Origin of the sequence: Enterobacter sp. MGH 4 (assembly GCF_000534735.1) — a bacterium.
GTDB lineage: Bacteria > Pseudomonadota > Gammaproteobacteria > Enterobacterales > Enterobacteriaceae > Enterobacter > Enterobacter intestinihominis.
Genome location: NZ_KI973295.1, coordinates 62,418 through 78,777, shown reverse-complemented (window position 1 = coordinate 78,777; position 16,360 = coordinate 62,418). Strand labels below are relative to the sequence as shown.

Genomic DNA, 16,360 nt, shown 5'->3' with positions numbered 1-16,360 from the left:
GAAACGACATTAAAGGGAGAGATTAAGATGAAAAAATACGCTGCAATTGCTGCCATTATGATGATGACCACTGCCCCTGTTTTTGCTGCACAGGGTGGCTTCTCTGGCCCATCTGCGACACAGACCCAGACGCAAACCCAGCAGGGTGGCTTTGTCGATAATAACGCCAACCTCACTACCGCGGCTAAAGTCAAAGATATGAAGGACGACAGCTGGGTGAAGCTGCGCGGTAATATTACCGAGCGCCTGTCCGATGACCGTTACACCTTCCGCGATGAAAGCGGCACGGTGGTGGTGGAGATCGACCACAAGCGCTGGAACGGCGTGACGGTGACGCCCCAGGATAAAGTCGAACTGCAGGGTAAAATCGATAAAGACTGGAACGAGTTTGAAATCGACGTGAAGCAGGTTATCAAGCTGAACAAATAACCCGGAAAGGGCCGCATGAGCGGCCCTTTTTCTTTGTGACTCAACTCGCCAGATGAGGTAGTATCTGCGGCAATATTGCCTGAAACCCATCGGTTTCTGAGTTGAGGAATCACACGTAATGAGCGATATGGCAGAGCGCCTCGCGCTACATGAATTCACGGAAAACGCCTACCTGAACTACTCCATGTACGTCATCATGGACAGGGCGTTGCCGTTTATCGGGGATGGCCTGAAGCCCGTTCAGCGCCGCATCGTCTATGCGATGTCCGAACTGGGGCTGAATGCGACCGCCAAGTTCAAGAAATCCGCCCGTACCGTCGGTGACGTGCTGGGGAAATACCATCCGCACGGTGACAGCGCCTGCTATGAAGCGATGGTGCTGATGGCCCAGCCGTTCTCTTACCGCTATCCGCTGGTGGATGGTCAGGGGAACTGGGGGGCGCCGGACGATCCGAAATCCTTCGCGGCGATGCGTTATACCGAATCCCGTCTGTCTAAATATGCCGAAGTGCTGTTGGGCGAGCTGGGGCAGGGTACGGTCGACTGGGTGCCAAACTTCGACGGTACGATGCAGGAGCCGAAAATGCTGCCTGCGCGTCTGCCGAACATCCTGCTGAACGGCACGACCGGTATCGCCGTGGGCATGGCGACGGACATTCCGCCGCACAACCTGCGTGAAGTGGCGAAAGCCGCCATCACCCTGATTGAGCAGCCAAAAACCTCGCTGGACGATCTGCTGGATATCGTGCAGGGGCCGGACTATCCGACCGAAGCCGAGATCATCACCTCGCGTGCGGAAATCCGTAAAATCTACCAGAACGGCCGAGGCTCCGTGCGCATGCGCGCGGTATGGACCAAAGAGGATGGCGCCGTGGTGATCACCGCGCTGCCGCACCAGGTCTCCGGCGCGAAGGTGCTGGAGCAGATTGCCTCCCAGATGCGCAATAAAAAGCTGCCGATGGTGGACGACCTGCGTGACGAATCGGACCACGAAAACCCGACCCGTCTGGTGATTGTGCCGCGTTCTAACCGCGTGGATATGGAGCAGGTGATGAACCACCTGTTCGCCACTACCGATCTGGAAAAAAGCTACCGCATCAACCTGAACATGATTGGTCTGGACGGTCGTCCGGCGGTGAAAAACCTGCTGGAGATCCTCACCGAATGGCTGGCCTTCCGCCGCGATACGGTGCGCCGCCGTCTGAACCATCGGCTGGAGAAAGTGCTTAAGCGCCTGCATATCCTCGAAGGTTTGCTGGTGGCGTTCCTCAACATTGACGAAGTGATTGAGATCATTCGTACCGAGGACGAACCTAAGCCTGCCCTGATGTCGCGCTTTGGCATCAGCGAAACCCAGGCCGAAGCGATCCTCGAACTGAAGCTGCGCCATCTCGCTAAGCTGGAAGAGATGAAGATCCGCGGCGAGCAGAACGAGCTGGAAAAAGAGCGCGATCAGCTTCAGGCGATTCTGGCGTCCGAGCGCAAGATGAACACCCTGCTGAAGAAAGAGTTGCAGGCCGATGCCGACGCCTTTGGCGACGACCGTCGTTCTCCGCTGCATGAGCGCGAAGAAGCGAAGGCGATGAACGAGCACGACATGCTGCCGTCCGAGCCGGTGACCATCGTGCTTTCCCAGAGCGGCTGGGTGCGTAGCGCCAAAGGCCACGATATCGACGCGCCGGGTCTGAGCTACAAATCCGGTGACAGCTTCAAGGCGGCGGTGAAGGGCAAGAGCAACCAGCCGGTGGCGTTTATCGACTCCACGGGCCGCAGCTACGCCATTGATCCGATCACGCTGCCGTCCGCGCGCGGGCAGGGCGAACCGCTGACCGGCAAGCTGACGCTGCCGCCGGGCGCCACGGTTGACCATATGCTGATGGAAGCCGACGATCAAAAACTGCTGATGGCGTCTGATGCTGGCTACGGCTTTATCTGCACCTTTAACGATCTGGTGTCGCGTAACCGCGCCGGTAAAGCGCTGATCAGCCTGCCGGATAACGCCCACGTCATGCCGCCGCTGATCATCGAGAACGAAAGCGATATGCTGCTGGCGATCACCGCTGCCGGACGCATGCTGATGTTCCCGGTCAGCGATCTGCCGGAGCTGTCGAAAGGGAAGGGCAACAAGATCATCAGTATCCCGTCAGCGGAAGCGGCAAAAGGCGAAGATAGCCTGGCGCATCTCTTCCTGCTGCCGCCGCAGAGCACGCTGACCATTCATGTCGGCAAACGTAAGATCAAACTGCGTCCGGAAGAGTTGCAGAAGGTGGTTGGCGAGCGCGGACGTCGCGGCTCACTGATGCGTGGCCTGCAGCGCATCGACCGCGTGGAGATCGACTCGCCGGCGCGCAGCAAAGCGGACGACAGCGAAGAGTAACCTGTTTCATCCCCCCCTCTTTCCGGAGGGGGATTACCATAAAATTTCCCGTAAAAACGTTGTTAATTCGTGCGTTGCGATTAACAATACGCGCTCGTAATAAAGTCCTTACCTGGCCACAGGTGAAGTATAATTGTCAGCTGTCAGGGCTTCAGAGGTCGCTATGCTATACATTGTTCGTCTTATTCTTACCGTTATTTACTGCATTCTGGTCTGTATTTTCGGATCGATTTATTGCCTGTTCAGCCCGCGTAACCCAAAACATGTCGCGACGTTCGGGCACATGTTTGGTCGCCTTGCGCCATTGTTCGGCCTGAAGGTTGAAAAGCGTCTGCCTGAAGGGGCGGAGAATTTCGGTAACGCCATCTATATCGCTAACCATCAGAACAACTACGATATGGTGACGGCCTCAAATATTGTTATTCCGCCGACCGTAACCGTCGGGAAAAAGAGCCTGCTGTGGATCCCGCTTTTCGGCCAACTGTACTGGCTCACCGGTAACTTGCTGATTGACCGCAACAACCGTGCGAAAGCGCATGGCACCATTGCGGAAGTGGTGGATCAGTTTAAAAAGCGCCGGATCTCAATCTGGATGTTCCCGGAAGGGACGCGCAGCCGCGGTCGCGGCCTGCTGCCGTTCAAGACCGGCGCGTTTCATGCTGCAATTGCGGCAGGCGTTCCAATTATTCCCGTGTGCGTTTCCAATACATCGAATAAGATTAATCTTAACCGTCTGAAAAACGGACTGGTCATTGTCGAAATGCTACCGCCGGTGGATACCTCCAAATACGGTAAAGACCAGGTGCGCGAGCTGGCCACGCACTGCCGCGAGCTGATGGCTCAGCACATTGCACAGCTCGATAAAGAAGTTGCAGAGCGAGAAGCCGCCGGTAAGATTTAACCCGGTTTCGTTCAAGGGAAAACGAATTCCCGCGTTGTTAGTCGTTTCAGATGGAGCTTATATGTCACTCAGTCGGCGTCAGTTTATTCAGGCTTCGGGTATCGCCCTTTGTGCGGGTGCGATGCCGCGGACAGCCAGCGCCGCCGGGCAGCAACAGCCGCTGCCTATTCCGCCGTTGATTGAATCCCGTCGCGGACAGCCGCTATTCCTCACGCTTCAGCGTAGCCACTGGTCCTTTACCCAGGGAACGCGCGCGCAGGTATGGGGCATTAACGGACGCTACCTCGGGCCGACCATTCGCGTGTGGAATGGGGATGACGTCAAGCTCATCTACAGTAACCGGACGACGGAAAATGTCGCAATGACCGTCAGTGGGTTGCAGGTGCCGGGGCCGCTGATGGGCGGCGCGGCGCGCATGATGTCGCCGAATGCCGACTGGGCGCCCGTCCTCCCGATTCGTCAGAGCGCGGCGACATTGTGGTATCACGCCAACACCCCGAACCGCACCGCCCAGCAGGTCTATAACGGCCTGGCCGGGATGTGGCTGATTGAAGATGAGGTCAGTAAAACGCTGCCGATCCCGAATCACTACGGTGTTGATGATTTCCCGATCATTATTCAGGACAAGCGTCTGGATAACTTCGGTACGCCGGAGTACAGCGAGCCGGGCAGTGGTGGCTTTGTGGGCGATACGCTGCTGGTTAACGGCGCGCAAAGCCCGTATGTCGAAGTGTCTCGTGGCTGGGTGCGCCTGCGTCTGTTGAATGCCTCTAACTCGCGCCGCTACCTGCTGCAAATGAGCGACGGCCGCGCCCTGCATGTGATTTCAGGCGATCAGGGGTTATTACCTGCGCCGGTGTCGGTCAAACAGCTGGCGCTGGCGCCGGGCGAACGTCGTGAAATCCTCGTGGATATGACCAACGGGGATGAAGTGTCCGTGACCTGCGGCGAAGCGGCAAGCATTGTTGACCGCATACGCGGCTTCTTTGAACCGTCGAGCGTTCTGGTCTCCACGCTGGTGCTGACGCTGCGCCCGACCGGCCTGTTGCCGCTGGTGACCGACAGCCTGCCGATGCGCCTGCTGCCGCAGGAAATTGTGACCGGCCCGGCAGTACGCAGTCGCGATATCAGCCTCGGCGACGATCCGGGCATCAACGGTGCGCTGTGGGACGTAAACCGTATTGATATCACCGCCCAGCAGGGAACCTGGGAGCGCTGGACCGTCCGCTCGGAGATGCCGCAGTCGTTCCATATTGAAGGGGTGTCATTCCTGATCCGCAACGTCAACGGGGCGATGCCGTTCCCGGAAGACAGGGGCTGGAAAGATACCGTTTGGGTGGATGGGCAGGTAGAACTGCTCGTCTACTATGGACAGCCGTCATGGCCGCACTTCCCGTTCCTGTTCCACAGCCAGACGCTGGAGATGATGGACAGGGGGTCGGTAGGGCAGATGCTGGTGAATCCGGCACCGTAAAACGAGTCGGGTGGCGGCTTCGCCTTACCCGACCTACAGGCCCGTAGGCCCGGTAAGCGTAGCGTCACCGGGCAATAAATACCCCTTCATTTCCCCCGATAAACCAGCGTATAATCCCGCTCCTTTTGTCTATTTTTTCTTCGGAAGCATTATGAGCGCAATTTCCCTGATCCAGCCGGATCGCGACCTCTTCTCCTGGCCCCAGTACTGGGCAGCCTGCTTTGGACCGGCGCCGTTCCTGCCGATGTCCCGGGAAGAGATGGATCAACTGGGCTGGGACAGCTGCGATATCATTCTGGTGACGGGTGATGCGTATGTCGATCACCCGAGCTTTGGCATGGCGATCTGCGGCCGTATGCTGGAAGCTCAGGGTTTCCGCGTGGGGATTATTTCTCAGCCTGACTGGAACAGCAAAGACGACTTTATGCGTCTGGGTAAACCTAACCTGTTCTTTGGCGTGACCGCGGGCAACATGGACTCGATGATCAACCGCTATACCGCGGACCGTAAGCTGCGTCATGACGACGCTTATACGGCAGATAACGTGGCGGGTAAACGTCCCGATCGCGCGACCCTCGTCTACACCCAGCGATGCAAAGAAGCATGGAAAGACGTGCCGGTGATCCTGGGCGGCATCGAGGCGAGCCTGCGCCGCACCGCGCACTACGACTACTGGTCTGACACCGTGCGCCGTTCGGTGCTGGTGGATTCGAAAGCCGACATGCTGATCTTCGGCAACGGCGAGCGTCCGCTGGTGGAAGTGGCGCATCGCCTGGCGCAGGGTGAAGCGGTCAGCGAGATCCGCGACGTGCGCAACACCGCGATCATGGTGAAAGAGGCGCTGCCGGGCTGGAGCGGGGTGGATTCCCGCATTATCGATATGCCGGGCAAAATCGACCCTATCCCGCATCCGTACGGTGACGATCTGCCGTGCGCGGATAACAAACCAGTTGAGCCGAAGAAAGCGGAAGCAAAGGCCGTGGTGGTGCAGCCGCCGCGTCCGAAGCCGTGGGAAAAGACCTATGTGCTACTGCCGTCATATGAGAAGGTCAAAGCTGACAAGGTGCTCTACGCACACGCCTCCCGTATTCTGCACCATGAAACCAACCCGGGCTGTGCCCGCGCGTTGATGCAAAAGCACGGCGAGCGTTATATCTGGGTTAACCCGCCGGCGATCCCGCTCTCTACCGAAGAGATGGACAGCGTTTTTGCCCTGCCGTACAAGCGTGTGCCGCATCCGTCATATGGCAACAGCCGTATTCCGGCGTACGAGATGATCCGCTTCTCGGTCAACATCATGCGCGGCTGCTTCGGCGGGTGCTCCTTTACTCTTGTTTTTATGTATTTAGAGTTAAACTCTACTTTTCTATTTTTAGAATTCAAGCTATTCATCGTAATTGAGAGATATCCTTTTAATGTTCAGCAAGCCTGTTAAAAGCACTTTATCTGAACCGCGTTTTGCCTAAATCCTGCTCAATATATACTCTCCCTGAGTTCTGAAATCCTCAAATTCCCCAATCTTAAAGCATTGATACATAGATGATGTCAGATAATGCGCAATCATCTCACCGCCAATATGGATCCGTTCCGGGTGTGAGTATGTCGCCTGTATAGCCCTTTGTTCATTCATCATTACAGGAATTGTCTGCAACAAATCCCCATCCAGGATTTGGCACTCAGGTTTTACTCCTGTTCCGTATTGTAATTGCTCTGATTCGAAATCATGGACTGAGCGATAGGCGAACGAAACGATATTTCCTGTTTCCTCGCAAATTGCGAACTGATAAACACTGGTTGTCACCGTTGAAGAAGAGGGAATTGCATGGTCATGCTTGTATTGTTTCCACAGCCTCCTTAGACAGGCCGATGTATGATAATTGAGATTTTGTATACCTGATACGACCATTCTGGTTGATGCTTCAAGCAACCAGGTGTTAGAAAATCCACCTGCCCCCGTACCTGCTATGATGGTTCTTAGCTGGGGGATGTAACCTGCTTTGGAAACAAAAGATAACGGCTCCCCATTATCGGTGACGGCAAGGGTATCTGTTACAATCAGTGCTTGTGCTTCGTCTGTATAAAATATCAGTGATGACATATTTTCCTCATCCAGAAAAGACATTACATGAATCACAGAACAGGTCACTACAACCACGTGAAAGGGAGTCAGACCATTTTCCAGAGGTAAATATATTCTTGTGTTTGGACGCGTTGCGGTTCTCTGTAAAAAATATATAGCACAAACAAAAGTCCCCGCAGGGATAAAAATAGTTTTATGCGCTTTTTCTGCTGGCTTTTACAATTGAAAGTGACAGGTAAACGAAATGTGTTACAGGTTTCTTTTGCTTTTCGTTGGGTTCTGTATATGCGAATTTACCCTGTGTGTTATTTTTGCAATGGACTCAGGCTGTATTCAATCAATTAAGGTTTACTTCTGGCATTAAGATGTATCCGTTGCCTGTTTTTTAAGGGCACGGTTTGTGCCGGGAAATGAAAATCACATCTTAAGTTCTTCACTCAAAGGATTTGTGATGTTTATCACGTATGGTCCGGGTAACGTGTTGAGGTCAATGTATTGCATCGTGATGGTGTCGTTACATCTTTTACTTTCCTCCTGATTTGCATATTCACTCCCGGCAACCTGGTTGTTTGTTTTTTCTTCTTCCGGATTTATAGTGTAGGCATGAGGTGGCGTTTCAGGGCGACAGACTGTGAGGATAATCACTAACATTCATGCGCGTTATGGGCGTGTCAGCAAACTGGATGCAACAGAGCCGAAACTGAAATTTGAACCCGGATTTCTGTATGCTGAAATACCTTATATTAGCGGCATCCAGAATCGAAAACTGAGCCGATATGTACACTTTTATCTTATGGATAAAGCTATCCTGCAGGCCAGGGATTTAAAGCCTTTAGCCCGGGCATTTTTACGCTGGATAAGGTGGCTGGAGGATAACGGACTTGACCCTTTCACCCCGGGAACGTTGAAATACCAAAGCCCTACATATGGCTTCAGGGAGTATCTTCTGGGGGCCGTAAGGCAGGGGCGCATCGCCTCATCCACCGCGGCGGTGTACATCAGCGTTATCCGACGGTTTTACGTATTTCTGGGCAAGTGTGGTGAGCTGGCTGCCAGCTCATTTTTTACGTTGGTCGAAAAAGTCGTTGACGGGCGACGCAAGGTGATAAGTTCGGATCTTGCCATCAGGATAACCAGCACAACAAAAAGGACAATCAACCCACTGAATGATGCAGAGGTTCATATCCTGGATGAGGCACTGAAATCTGAGTCCGGGTTGTTCAGTTTAATGATTGTGCTGATGAAAAATTGTGGGTTACGGCTGGATGAAATGCTGACCCTGCCGTCGTCACTCTTTACTGAAGAGTACCTTGCCAGTGTCCCTGTATCTGAGTTGACCATCAGGGGGCTTCATATTGGTCCGAGATGCGGAGTTCATACGAAGTTTGGGATGACGCGAGAACTCTTCATCACCAGACGATTGTACGAGCAGGTTCTGGATTATCTGGCGGATGAGGAGTATGAAAAGAAGATCCAAAAATGGCGTGCACGACAGGGTGGGGAAGGGCGGCACGAGCCTTTATTTTTAATGGCAAACGGGAAACGGATGTCTGAAAAAGCCTTTTACTCCCGCTGGTACAGTTTTCGCCATCGCCTGGCCCGGTCTGCTCCGGGAAATGTGTTCAGACATAAACCCCATGATTTGCGGGCAACGTTTGCGACCCATTTTTTACGCTCGGCACTGAGTTGCTATCCCGATCAGGCCGCAAATGCGCTGGGTACAGTAAAATACTGGATGGGCCATAAAAGCGAAAATACGACGATGAAATACATCGTCTTTCTTCAGCAAAACCAGATTTCTGATGCAGTCGCCGGGGTCATGGACGCATTGATTGACGGTGCTGCAGGTCGCGATGGAGCCATATATGAGCCGGAGTGAAACGCAGATAACGTGGATGGCCGAAAATGTGCTGTCATGGGAGACGGTCAGCGGACACATCACTCAGCGGGATCTGAACCGATATTATTTACTTGACGTTTATCTTCAGGCTCATTTTTCAGATTATGTGTTGCTCCCCGGATGGTTTAGTGAACATTCGCATCTTGCCCGCCCTGAAAAACGCGATTTTATTGCCTCTCTGAAACGATTTCTTCTGTCTTACCGTCCCGCCGGAAGGTTAACCATTTTCCGTTATCTCAATATGTTTTTTATATGGCAGTCAGTCAATCAGTATGACTATGGCACGGCTGAAGGCGTTGAAATGTATATTAAACATCTCATGAACGATATTCGTCGGCGAAAAATTTCAGTCAGGATGGCAAGACACTACTTGTCCGTGGTCAACCGGTTTTTGCTTACGGGCGGGCAGATTCAGAGGCGGTATGAATATGAATTCTTACCGAAAGGAACGTATCAGCAGCAGGGAAGGGATAGCTATACCAGGAATGAACTTTCCGAGATCCTGAGGCAGTTGTCATCCATGAATGAGTTCCTTGCGGGATGTATCCGGGAGCATATCGCTAAATCGGAAAAAGGGGTGCGGCATTTCTCACCGTCTTTGCTGGCACCTGTTTATGAAGCGTATTTCCGGTATCCGGGAGAGAACGGGGTCAGCAGGGCAGAGATCATCATCAGGGACGTTCTGGAAAATTACTTTCTTACTTCTTTTTTTCTGTTCTGTTACCACACATGGGGAAACACCTCTCAGGTTCTGGGTCTGACGCGGGATGATATACATCTGGATGAAAAGGGTATCAGCACTGATTATGTTTATAAGGGGAGAGCGAATAAGTATATACGTCTGACGATAGGTAAATCGGAGTATGTGACCAAACGTGCGGGCTATTACTGGTTTCTGTCTTTTATCAGGCTCAGGGACGACATCGTTAACTATCTGGTTTCCGCAGATAACTTCCCTCCGGTACAGGCGCTGTTTCTGAGTGAGCCGCAGGTGAAATTCCGTAAGCTTTATTCTCTTAATCCCAGTCATCTGACTAAATTTTCTAACTCTGAGGGGGCGTGGGCCACGATGCGGCAGCTTAATCCCTCGCTTCCATCAATTACCGTTTCTGGCTTGCGCAAAACGTCTGAGCAGTATACGGACAGAACATTAAAGAATGGTCTGATTACGGCGGAAAAAGCACAGCATAACTGGGGCACTTACAGGCGGAATTATGCTGCAGGTAACCCACAGGGGGCGAAGGAAAACTTCAGTGCTGCACTTGATACGCTTATGAATCAGGGGATTGCGACACGTGCGTTATCCGAGCGGGTAAAAGTTGCTGATGAGCTGGGGATCGATCTGCGTGGAAGCGATGAGGGTGTGGATCTTTTATTGAATGGCCTGGGATGTCGATCGCAGGAGCCGCCTACAGATATTGAATTGCGCTTTATAAAAAAGCAAAAACGATTTGGCCGGACACCAAAGGCTTGTGCGGATTTTTCTCATTGTGTCGAATGTTCAAAAAGTTGCGTTGTGGAAACGCTGGAGTCTGTATGGCTCCTGCTGTCATTCAGGCATGCTATCGAGTATGGAAAACCGTTGTACATCGGTTCGGTCAATGCTGTGGAGCGTTATGAAACGTTACTCCTGAAGATTGATTTACGGCTTGGGCTGGTAGATGAGGCGATCCTGAAAAAAGCGCGCGTTAAACTTCAGCGAGAAGGTGTGGCTCCGGTATGGCAGATTTGAAGAAAAAAGAGGTAAGCCGTAGTCGAATGGCGGAGTTTCCTGCCGGAACGCCGCTTCGTTCAGGGGATGAGTTTCCGACTGAGGATATCATCTGTGAGGCACTAGAAAACAAAAGCTTTGAACGTCTGAATAACTGCCTGGTTATCGCCAGCTCAGATGAACATGATATGCGTTTTATCAATGAGGAGACGCTGAATATTTATTTCAGGGATGATGTCTGGACCAATCGCTATGTCAGAACCCATATTGGTGAAACGTTAAGAACCGTTAATTTTTCAGGCATACGGGATCCTGAACTGCGTCTTGAAGCCAAAATCATCTCAGCCAGCCTGCTCTGGATTGTCGGCAGGACCGCGAAGACGCAGTCCCTGATCCGGAAATGTGCAAACATTGTGGCGGGAGCCCGTATTATTGAGTCTATGGGGTATCGCAGTCTGTTTCAGCTTCGTTTTCCGCTTGTCCGGAATGCTTTCATTGTAAAGATGAAGGAGGAGGATGAGCACGGCAGGAAGCGTTCTGAAAGAACATTACGTAATTACTTTATGGACCTGGCGGATATCTCGCTGACAGGTCATACCCGTCTTCGAAAATACGGTTACTTTCCTGATATTAGCTTCGACAGTTACAACAGTGTGGATGATTCAAACCAGACATATTGTATGCCTTTCAGTCTTATGATGTCTGTCTGGGAAGGGCTGATTACTGAACTGGATGCTGAAATCAGTGATTTCGATTTTGACGGGTTTTCCCGGCTGTGCGCTATCATAAACGGTTTTTATGATTCGCCTTACTATACGTCGATGCTGGAAGCCCGTAAAAGAGGGACAGCAAAAAGCATACCGGATTACCGGGCCGCGTATTACTACAATATTGTTGCCGGGGAAATTCGGGCGCTTTTCGCGACACTTGGCCCCGGGATGCAGGGCTGGTTCTCGGTACATAAAAATAAGCGCTGGAGATCTGATTTTATTGGCGTTGATCACATAAAGCTGAACACCTGGCATTTTGAGCTGACGTTAAAAGTCATGAATGTGATACAGGCCATGTCGGGGATGAGACACAGCGAAGTGCTTGGCGTGATGCACGGTTCACTGATTTATGATGGTGATATCCTGGGACTTCGTTCGGTGTTGCATAAGTTCGCCCCGGAAGGTGGAAGTCACGAAGACTGGGTTGTTTGTCGCTATGTGGAAAAGCCTTTTCAGCATTTACGCAGAATTAATCAAATCATGACAGGCCTGGACGGGAAGACGCTGGACAATGTTCCATTGTCTTTAAATATCAGGTCGTGGTTCTCGGAGCAAAAACTCTCTTTTATGGGGACGCAGCGCCAGACTGAGTGGGCAAAGAAATTTGTGAAAAGACACCATCTGTTCATCCGACGTGACCATATTGATGAGTTCAGGCTTTTAAATCCAAACATACGTGATGATGAACGCGTTGCGATGGAGATTCGGGAGGGGGCTTTCTGGCCATTGCGAACCCATCAGTTTCGCCGTTCACTTGCTGTACACCTCAGGCGTCTTGATCTGATTTCTACTAATGATCTTATCCGGCAGTTTAAGCACTTAATCAGAGGCATGACGGAGTGGTATATGTCCGGTGCACTCAACGCTTCGCATTTTAGCCGGGCGATCCCTCAGGCATTCGCTGCCGAGATTGAGAGGGTTGATACCGAACTCTCAGCTTCCAGGGCTGTTTCTTATCAGCATGAAGGCCTGCTTTATGGCGAAGGCGGGAAGTTACTGATGTCCCAGAGAGGTGGGCACTTACATCAGATGACGTTTCCTACACTGAAAAAAGCGATGAGCATGGCTAAACGAGGCGGGCAAAAACTGGTATCTCTTGGAAACGGTTTTTATTGCATGAATGGCCATGACTGCGAGTTTAAGGCGGTTGTTCAGTCAGCGTCCTGCAATCCGGGATGTGAGAACATGCTGGCCGGAGCTGATTCTGTTCCCGTGTGGAAACGCAGGATGGCTCATTATGACAACCTTCTGGAGATTGCCGTGCGAAATAATGCTCCTCAGGCTGACAGGGATTTTCTGATGCTTGAGAGAGATTTTTATGCAGATGCTGTCCGTTTTTTTGAAAAGGATGAATAGAGCATGACGAACGAACAGTCGGGGGTTAAAAAAACACAGGCAAGAGCAGAGCAGGCCCTGAGGGAACTGATGTTATCAGGGGAGCGTATCAGCCAGTATGCTGTGGAAAAACGAGCGGGGCTGGCAAACGGCACCCTGAATTATAACTGTCCTGAGTACAGGCAGGTCAGGGAGGCTATCCGCAGTCTGAAAAAAACGTGCCAGGGCACCGCGCCGGTTGATGAGCAGGGCATTGAGCAGCAGATCAAGCTGAAAGAAAAGTATCGCCGTCAGAGAAATGAGCTGAGGGAAGAAATCAAAAAGATGATGGCTGAAAATGTAGAGCTGTTACATAACCTTATACTTTTACAGCAGTATGTCAGGGAGCTTGAACGCAACACCGGGAGGGAGAAAGGGGACGTCATTCCGTTCTCGGGTGGTGTCAGGGACTGAGGCTATACTGAACGGAAGGACGCGAGGTGAATCGCCACAGGTTTAACAGACACCTCAGAGTCATTTAAGATGACTTAAAGAGAGGTGCCCATGAGCGGTAAGCGTTATCCTGAAGAGTTTAAAATTGAAGCAGTCAAACAGGTTGTTGATCGCGGTTATTCTGTTGCCAGCGTTGCAACGCGTCTCGATATCACCACCCACAGCCTTTACGCCTGGATAAAGAACTACGGTCCGGATTCTTCCACTAATAAAGAACAGTCAGATGCTCAGGCCGAGATCCGCCGTCTTCAGAAAGAGCTGAAGCGGGTTACCGACGAACGGGACATATTAAAAAAAGCCGCTGTAGATTCAATTGGTCAACGCAACAGTTATGTGAAAACATGGGGTTGCGGAGGTTTTTTGAATGAGACGAACATTTACAGCAGAGGAAAAAGCCTCTGTTTTTGAACTATGGAAGAACGGAACAGGCTTCAGTGAAATAGCGAATATCCTGGGTTCAAAACCCGGAACGATCTTCACTATGTTAAGGGATACTGGCGGCATAAAACCCCATGAGCGTAAGCGGGCTGTAGCTCACCTGACACTGTCTGAGCGCGAGGAGATACGAGCTGGTTTGTCAGCCAAAATGAGCATTCGTGCGATAGCTACTGCGCTGAATCGCAGTCCTTCGACGATCTCACGTGAAGTTCAGCGTAATCGGGGCAGACGCTATTACAAAGCTGTTGATGCTAATAACCGAGCCAACAGAATGGCGAAAAGGCCAAAACCGTGCTTACTGGATCAAAATTTACCATTGCGAAAGCTTGTTCTGGAAAAGCTGGAGATGAAATGGTCTCCAGAGCAAATATCAGGATGGTTAAGGCGAACAAAACCACGTCAAAAAACGCTGCGAATATCACCTGAGACAATTTATAAAACGCTGTACTTTCGTAGCCGTGAAGCGCTACACCACCTGAATATACAGCATCTGCGACGGTCGCATAGCCTTCGCCATGGCAGGCGTCATACCCGCAAAGGCGAAAGAGGTACGATTAACATAGTGAACGGAACACCAATTCACGAACGTTCCCGAAATATCGATAACAGACGCTCTCTGGGGCATTGGGAGGGCGATTTAGTCTCAGGTACAAAAAACTCTCATATAGCCACACTTGTAGACCGAAAATCACGTTATACGATCATCCTTAGACTCAGGGGCAAAGATTCTGTCTCAGTAAATCAGGCTCTTACCGACAAATTCCTGAGTTTACCGTCAGAACTCAGAAAATCACTGACATGGGACAGAGGAATGGAACTGGCCAGACATCTAGAATTTACTGTCAGCACCGGCGTTAAAGTTTACTTCTGCGATCCTCAGAGTCCTTGGCAGCGGGGAACAAATGAGAACACAAATGGGCTAATTCGGCAGTACTTTCCTAAAAAGACATGTCTTGCCCAATATACTCAACATGAACTAGATCTGGTTGCTGCTCAGCTAAACAACAGACCGAGAAAGACACTGAAGTTCAAAACACCGAAAGAGATAATTGAAAGGGGTGTTGCATTGACAGATTGAATCTACAGCGGCGTACTTCGCAAAGCTGTCCGACTGAGGTACGCCTTTATTCGTGACAACACCTATTGCTGGCCTGTTCGCCTGCTCTGTCGGGTGCTGGATGAACATCCCAGTGGTTTTTACGCCTGGCTTCAGCAGCCGCATTCACAACGCCATCAGGCAGACCTGAGACTGACAGGACAGATTAAACAGTTCTGGCTGGAATCGGGATGCGTCTATGGTTATCGCAAAATCCATCTGGATCTGCGGGACAGCGGGCAACAGTGCGGAGTGAACAGAGTCTGGCGACTGATGAAACGTGTCGGGATAAAGGCTCAGGTCGGATACCGGAGCCCGAGGGCATGTAAAGGCGAGGCCAGTATCGTGTCGCCCAACAAGCTCCAGCGACAGTTCAATCCGGATGCTCCGGATGAGCGTTGGGTAATCACAGCGTGGTTTCCTCAAACCCTCGCTGTGAATTAACTGAAATACTTCATTGAAGCTGTAACCAAACAGTTAACTGAAAGAATGAGCCCGCAGAGCATTGCACAGCGATGACACCATTTGTTGAGCTTCACCGTTTTCGCATACAACCGTCCGGAATTTGGAAAAGCACTGTCTTTTTGTACTGACCGATCATGATTAAGTGACACCTCTTCGAAAAAGAGAGCGCGATGAGCGATTAATATATGGCTCGAAAGACAATTATGTTGGGCTTTTATGACCGCTGTCAGAGGTATTATCTTACCCGGACGGCAACAGGGTCGGAATGTCATCAGCGGCACTGTAACAAGCTATCCGCCATCTTAAATATCTGCAGGTCCTTGCACCGAGTATGCACACCAACCGACAGAGTGATTTGACCCAAACTGGTGGATATTTTGCAAAACTATTAGCCTCTTATGACCGGTCTGCAGCCTGATATTGAGGAATTAGTGCGCTTTCATGGAATGCCTGCCGGGATCGCAAGTACGAACCCCCGGTACTGTTACACTGAATGTGCTCAGTCCTGTATCAGATTGTATTTTTCAGCAACTCAAGAACAACCCTTATTTTATCATTGTCACGTTTGTAGTACGTCCAGGGACCGATGCGCTGAGAAGTAACAAGTTGTGCCCGTTGAAGAGCTGAGAGGTAAAGAGAAACGGTAGACTGTGAGAGCCCGACCTTTTCCTGAATGATACTGACACACACACCGAACTCGTCCGCATCAGCATAAGGCTGATGGAAGTGTATTTTCGGTTCCTTGAGCATATGCAGAATTTTTCTTCTAACAGGGTTTCCCAGCGCCTTAATCACGTCATTCAAATCAATATCAGGCATAAACTCTGTCACTTGTCGCATTGAGGAATTGCAATGTTACGATACTTCTCTACGTTAAGCATCAGCTTTTGAA

At 51.2% G+C, this 16,360-nt stretch carries 11 protein-coding genes and 3 pseudogenes; 12 read left to right on the top strand and 2 right to left on the bottom strand.

Annotated features, from left to right (window positions below; all coding sequences use genetic code 11):
* Positions 1–27: 27 nt before the first annotated feature.
* The 5 genes and pseudogenes from L350_RS05735 to L350_RS05755 all read left to right on the top strand — a co-directional run.
* Positions 28–429, top strand: coding sequence for a YgiW/YdeI family stress tolerance OB fold protein (locus L350_RS05735; protein ID WP_022649408.1), 402 nt, complete (start codon positions 28–30; stop codon positions 427–429).
* A gap of 118 nt (positions 430–547) precedes the next feature.
* Positions 548–2,806 carry a DNA topoisomerase IV subunit A gene (gene parC / locus L350_RS05740; protein WP_023298608.1) on the top strand — a complete coding sequence of 753 codons (2,259 nt, stop codon included), beginning with the start codon at positions 548–550 and terminating at the stop codon, positions 2,804–2,806.
* 163 nt (positions 2,807–2,969) lie between these two features.
* Entirely contained in the window at positions 2,970–3,707 is a 738-nt protein-coding gene (gene plsC, locus L350_RS05745; RefSeq protein WP_022649406.1) for a 1-acylglycerol-3-phosphate O-acyltransferase, read from the top strand.
* A 61-nt stretch (positions 3,708–3,768) separates the two neighbouring features.
* Positions 3,769–5,181 (top strand): cell division protein FtsP, encoded by a 1,413-nt coding sequence (ftsP, locus tag L350_RS05750; protein WP_023298607.1) that lies wholly within the window; start codon positions 3,769–3,771, stop codon positions 5,179–5,181.
* A gap of 151 nt (positions 5,182–5,332) precedes the next feature.
* Positions 5,333–6,508, top strand: a pseudogene (locus L350_RS05755) (YgiQ family radical SAM protein); the annotation flags it as partial.
* Positions 6,509–6,643: 135 nt separating this feature from the next.
* Here L350_RS05755 and L350_RS05760 read toward each other — a convergent pair.
* Positions 6,644–7,279 carry a hypothetical protein gene (locus L350_RS05760; RefSeq protein ID WP_023279901.1) on the bottom strand — a complete coding sequence of 212 codons (636 nt, stop codon included), beginning with the start codon at positions 7,277–7,279 and terminating at the stop codon, positions 6,644–6,646.
* A gap of 613 nt (positions 7,280–7,892) precedes the next feature.
* Between L350_RS05760 and L350_RS05765 the strand changes: the two genes are divergently transcribed.
* The 7 genes and pseudogenes from L350_RS05765 to L350_RS0122600 form a co-directional block, all read left to right on the top strand.
* Complete coding sequence (locus L350_RS05765) at positions 7,893–9,140, top strand: tyrosine-type recombinase/integrase (protein WP_007897923.1); 1,248 nt, start codon at positions 7,893–7,895, stop codon at positions 9,138–9,140.
* A complete protein-coding gene (locus L350_RS05770) occupies positions 9,127–10,893 on the top strand; it encodes a hypothetical protein (RefSeq protein ID WP_032607906.1) in 1,767 nt (588 codons plus the stop codon). The genes L350_RS05765 and L350_RS05770 overlap by 14 nt, the downstream gene beginning before the upstream one ends.
* Positions 10,881–12,998, top strand: a complete 2,118-nt coding sequence (locus L350_RS05775; RefSeq protein WP_017384059.1) for a hypothetical protein — start codon at positions 10,881–10,883, stop codon at positions 12,996–12,998. Before L350_RS05770 ends, L350_RS05775 begins: the two co-directional genes overlap by 13 nt.
* A 3-nt stretch (positions 12,999–13,001) precedes the next feature.
* Positions 13,002–13,430, top strand: coding sequence for a hypothetical protein (locus L350_RS05780; protein WP_017384060.1), 429 nt, complete (start codon positions 13,002–13,004; stop codon positions 13,428–13,430).
* 90 nt (positions 13,431–13,520) lie between these two features.
* A pseudogene (locus L350_RS23995) lies at positions 13,521–13,769 on the top strand (transposase); the annotation flags it as partial.
* A 64-nt stretch (positions 13,770–13,833) separates the two neighbouring features.
* Positions 13,834–14,985 (top strand): IS30-like element IS30 family transposase, encoded by a 1,152-nt coding sequence (locus L350_RS05790; protein ID WP_001254932.1) that lies wholly within the window; start codon positions 13,834–13,836, stop codon positions 14,983–14,985.
* Between the two features lie 9 nt (positions 14,986–14,994).
* A pseudogene (locus tag L350_RS0122600) lies at positions 14,995–15,432 on the top strand (IS3 family transposase); the annotation flags it as partial.
* Positions 15,433–15,978: 546 nt separating this feature from the next.
* Here the strand turns inward: L350_RS0122600 and L350_RS05795 are convergent.
* The gene (locus L350_RS05795; RefSeq protein ID WP_032415288.1) at positions 15,979–16,287 is read right to left on the bottom strand and encodes an ArsR/SmtB family transcription factor; all 309 of its coding nucleotides are present in this window, start codon (positions 16,285–16,287) and stop codon (positions 15,979–15,981) included.
* Between the last annotated feature and the right edge of the window lie 73 nt (positions 16,288–16,360).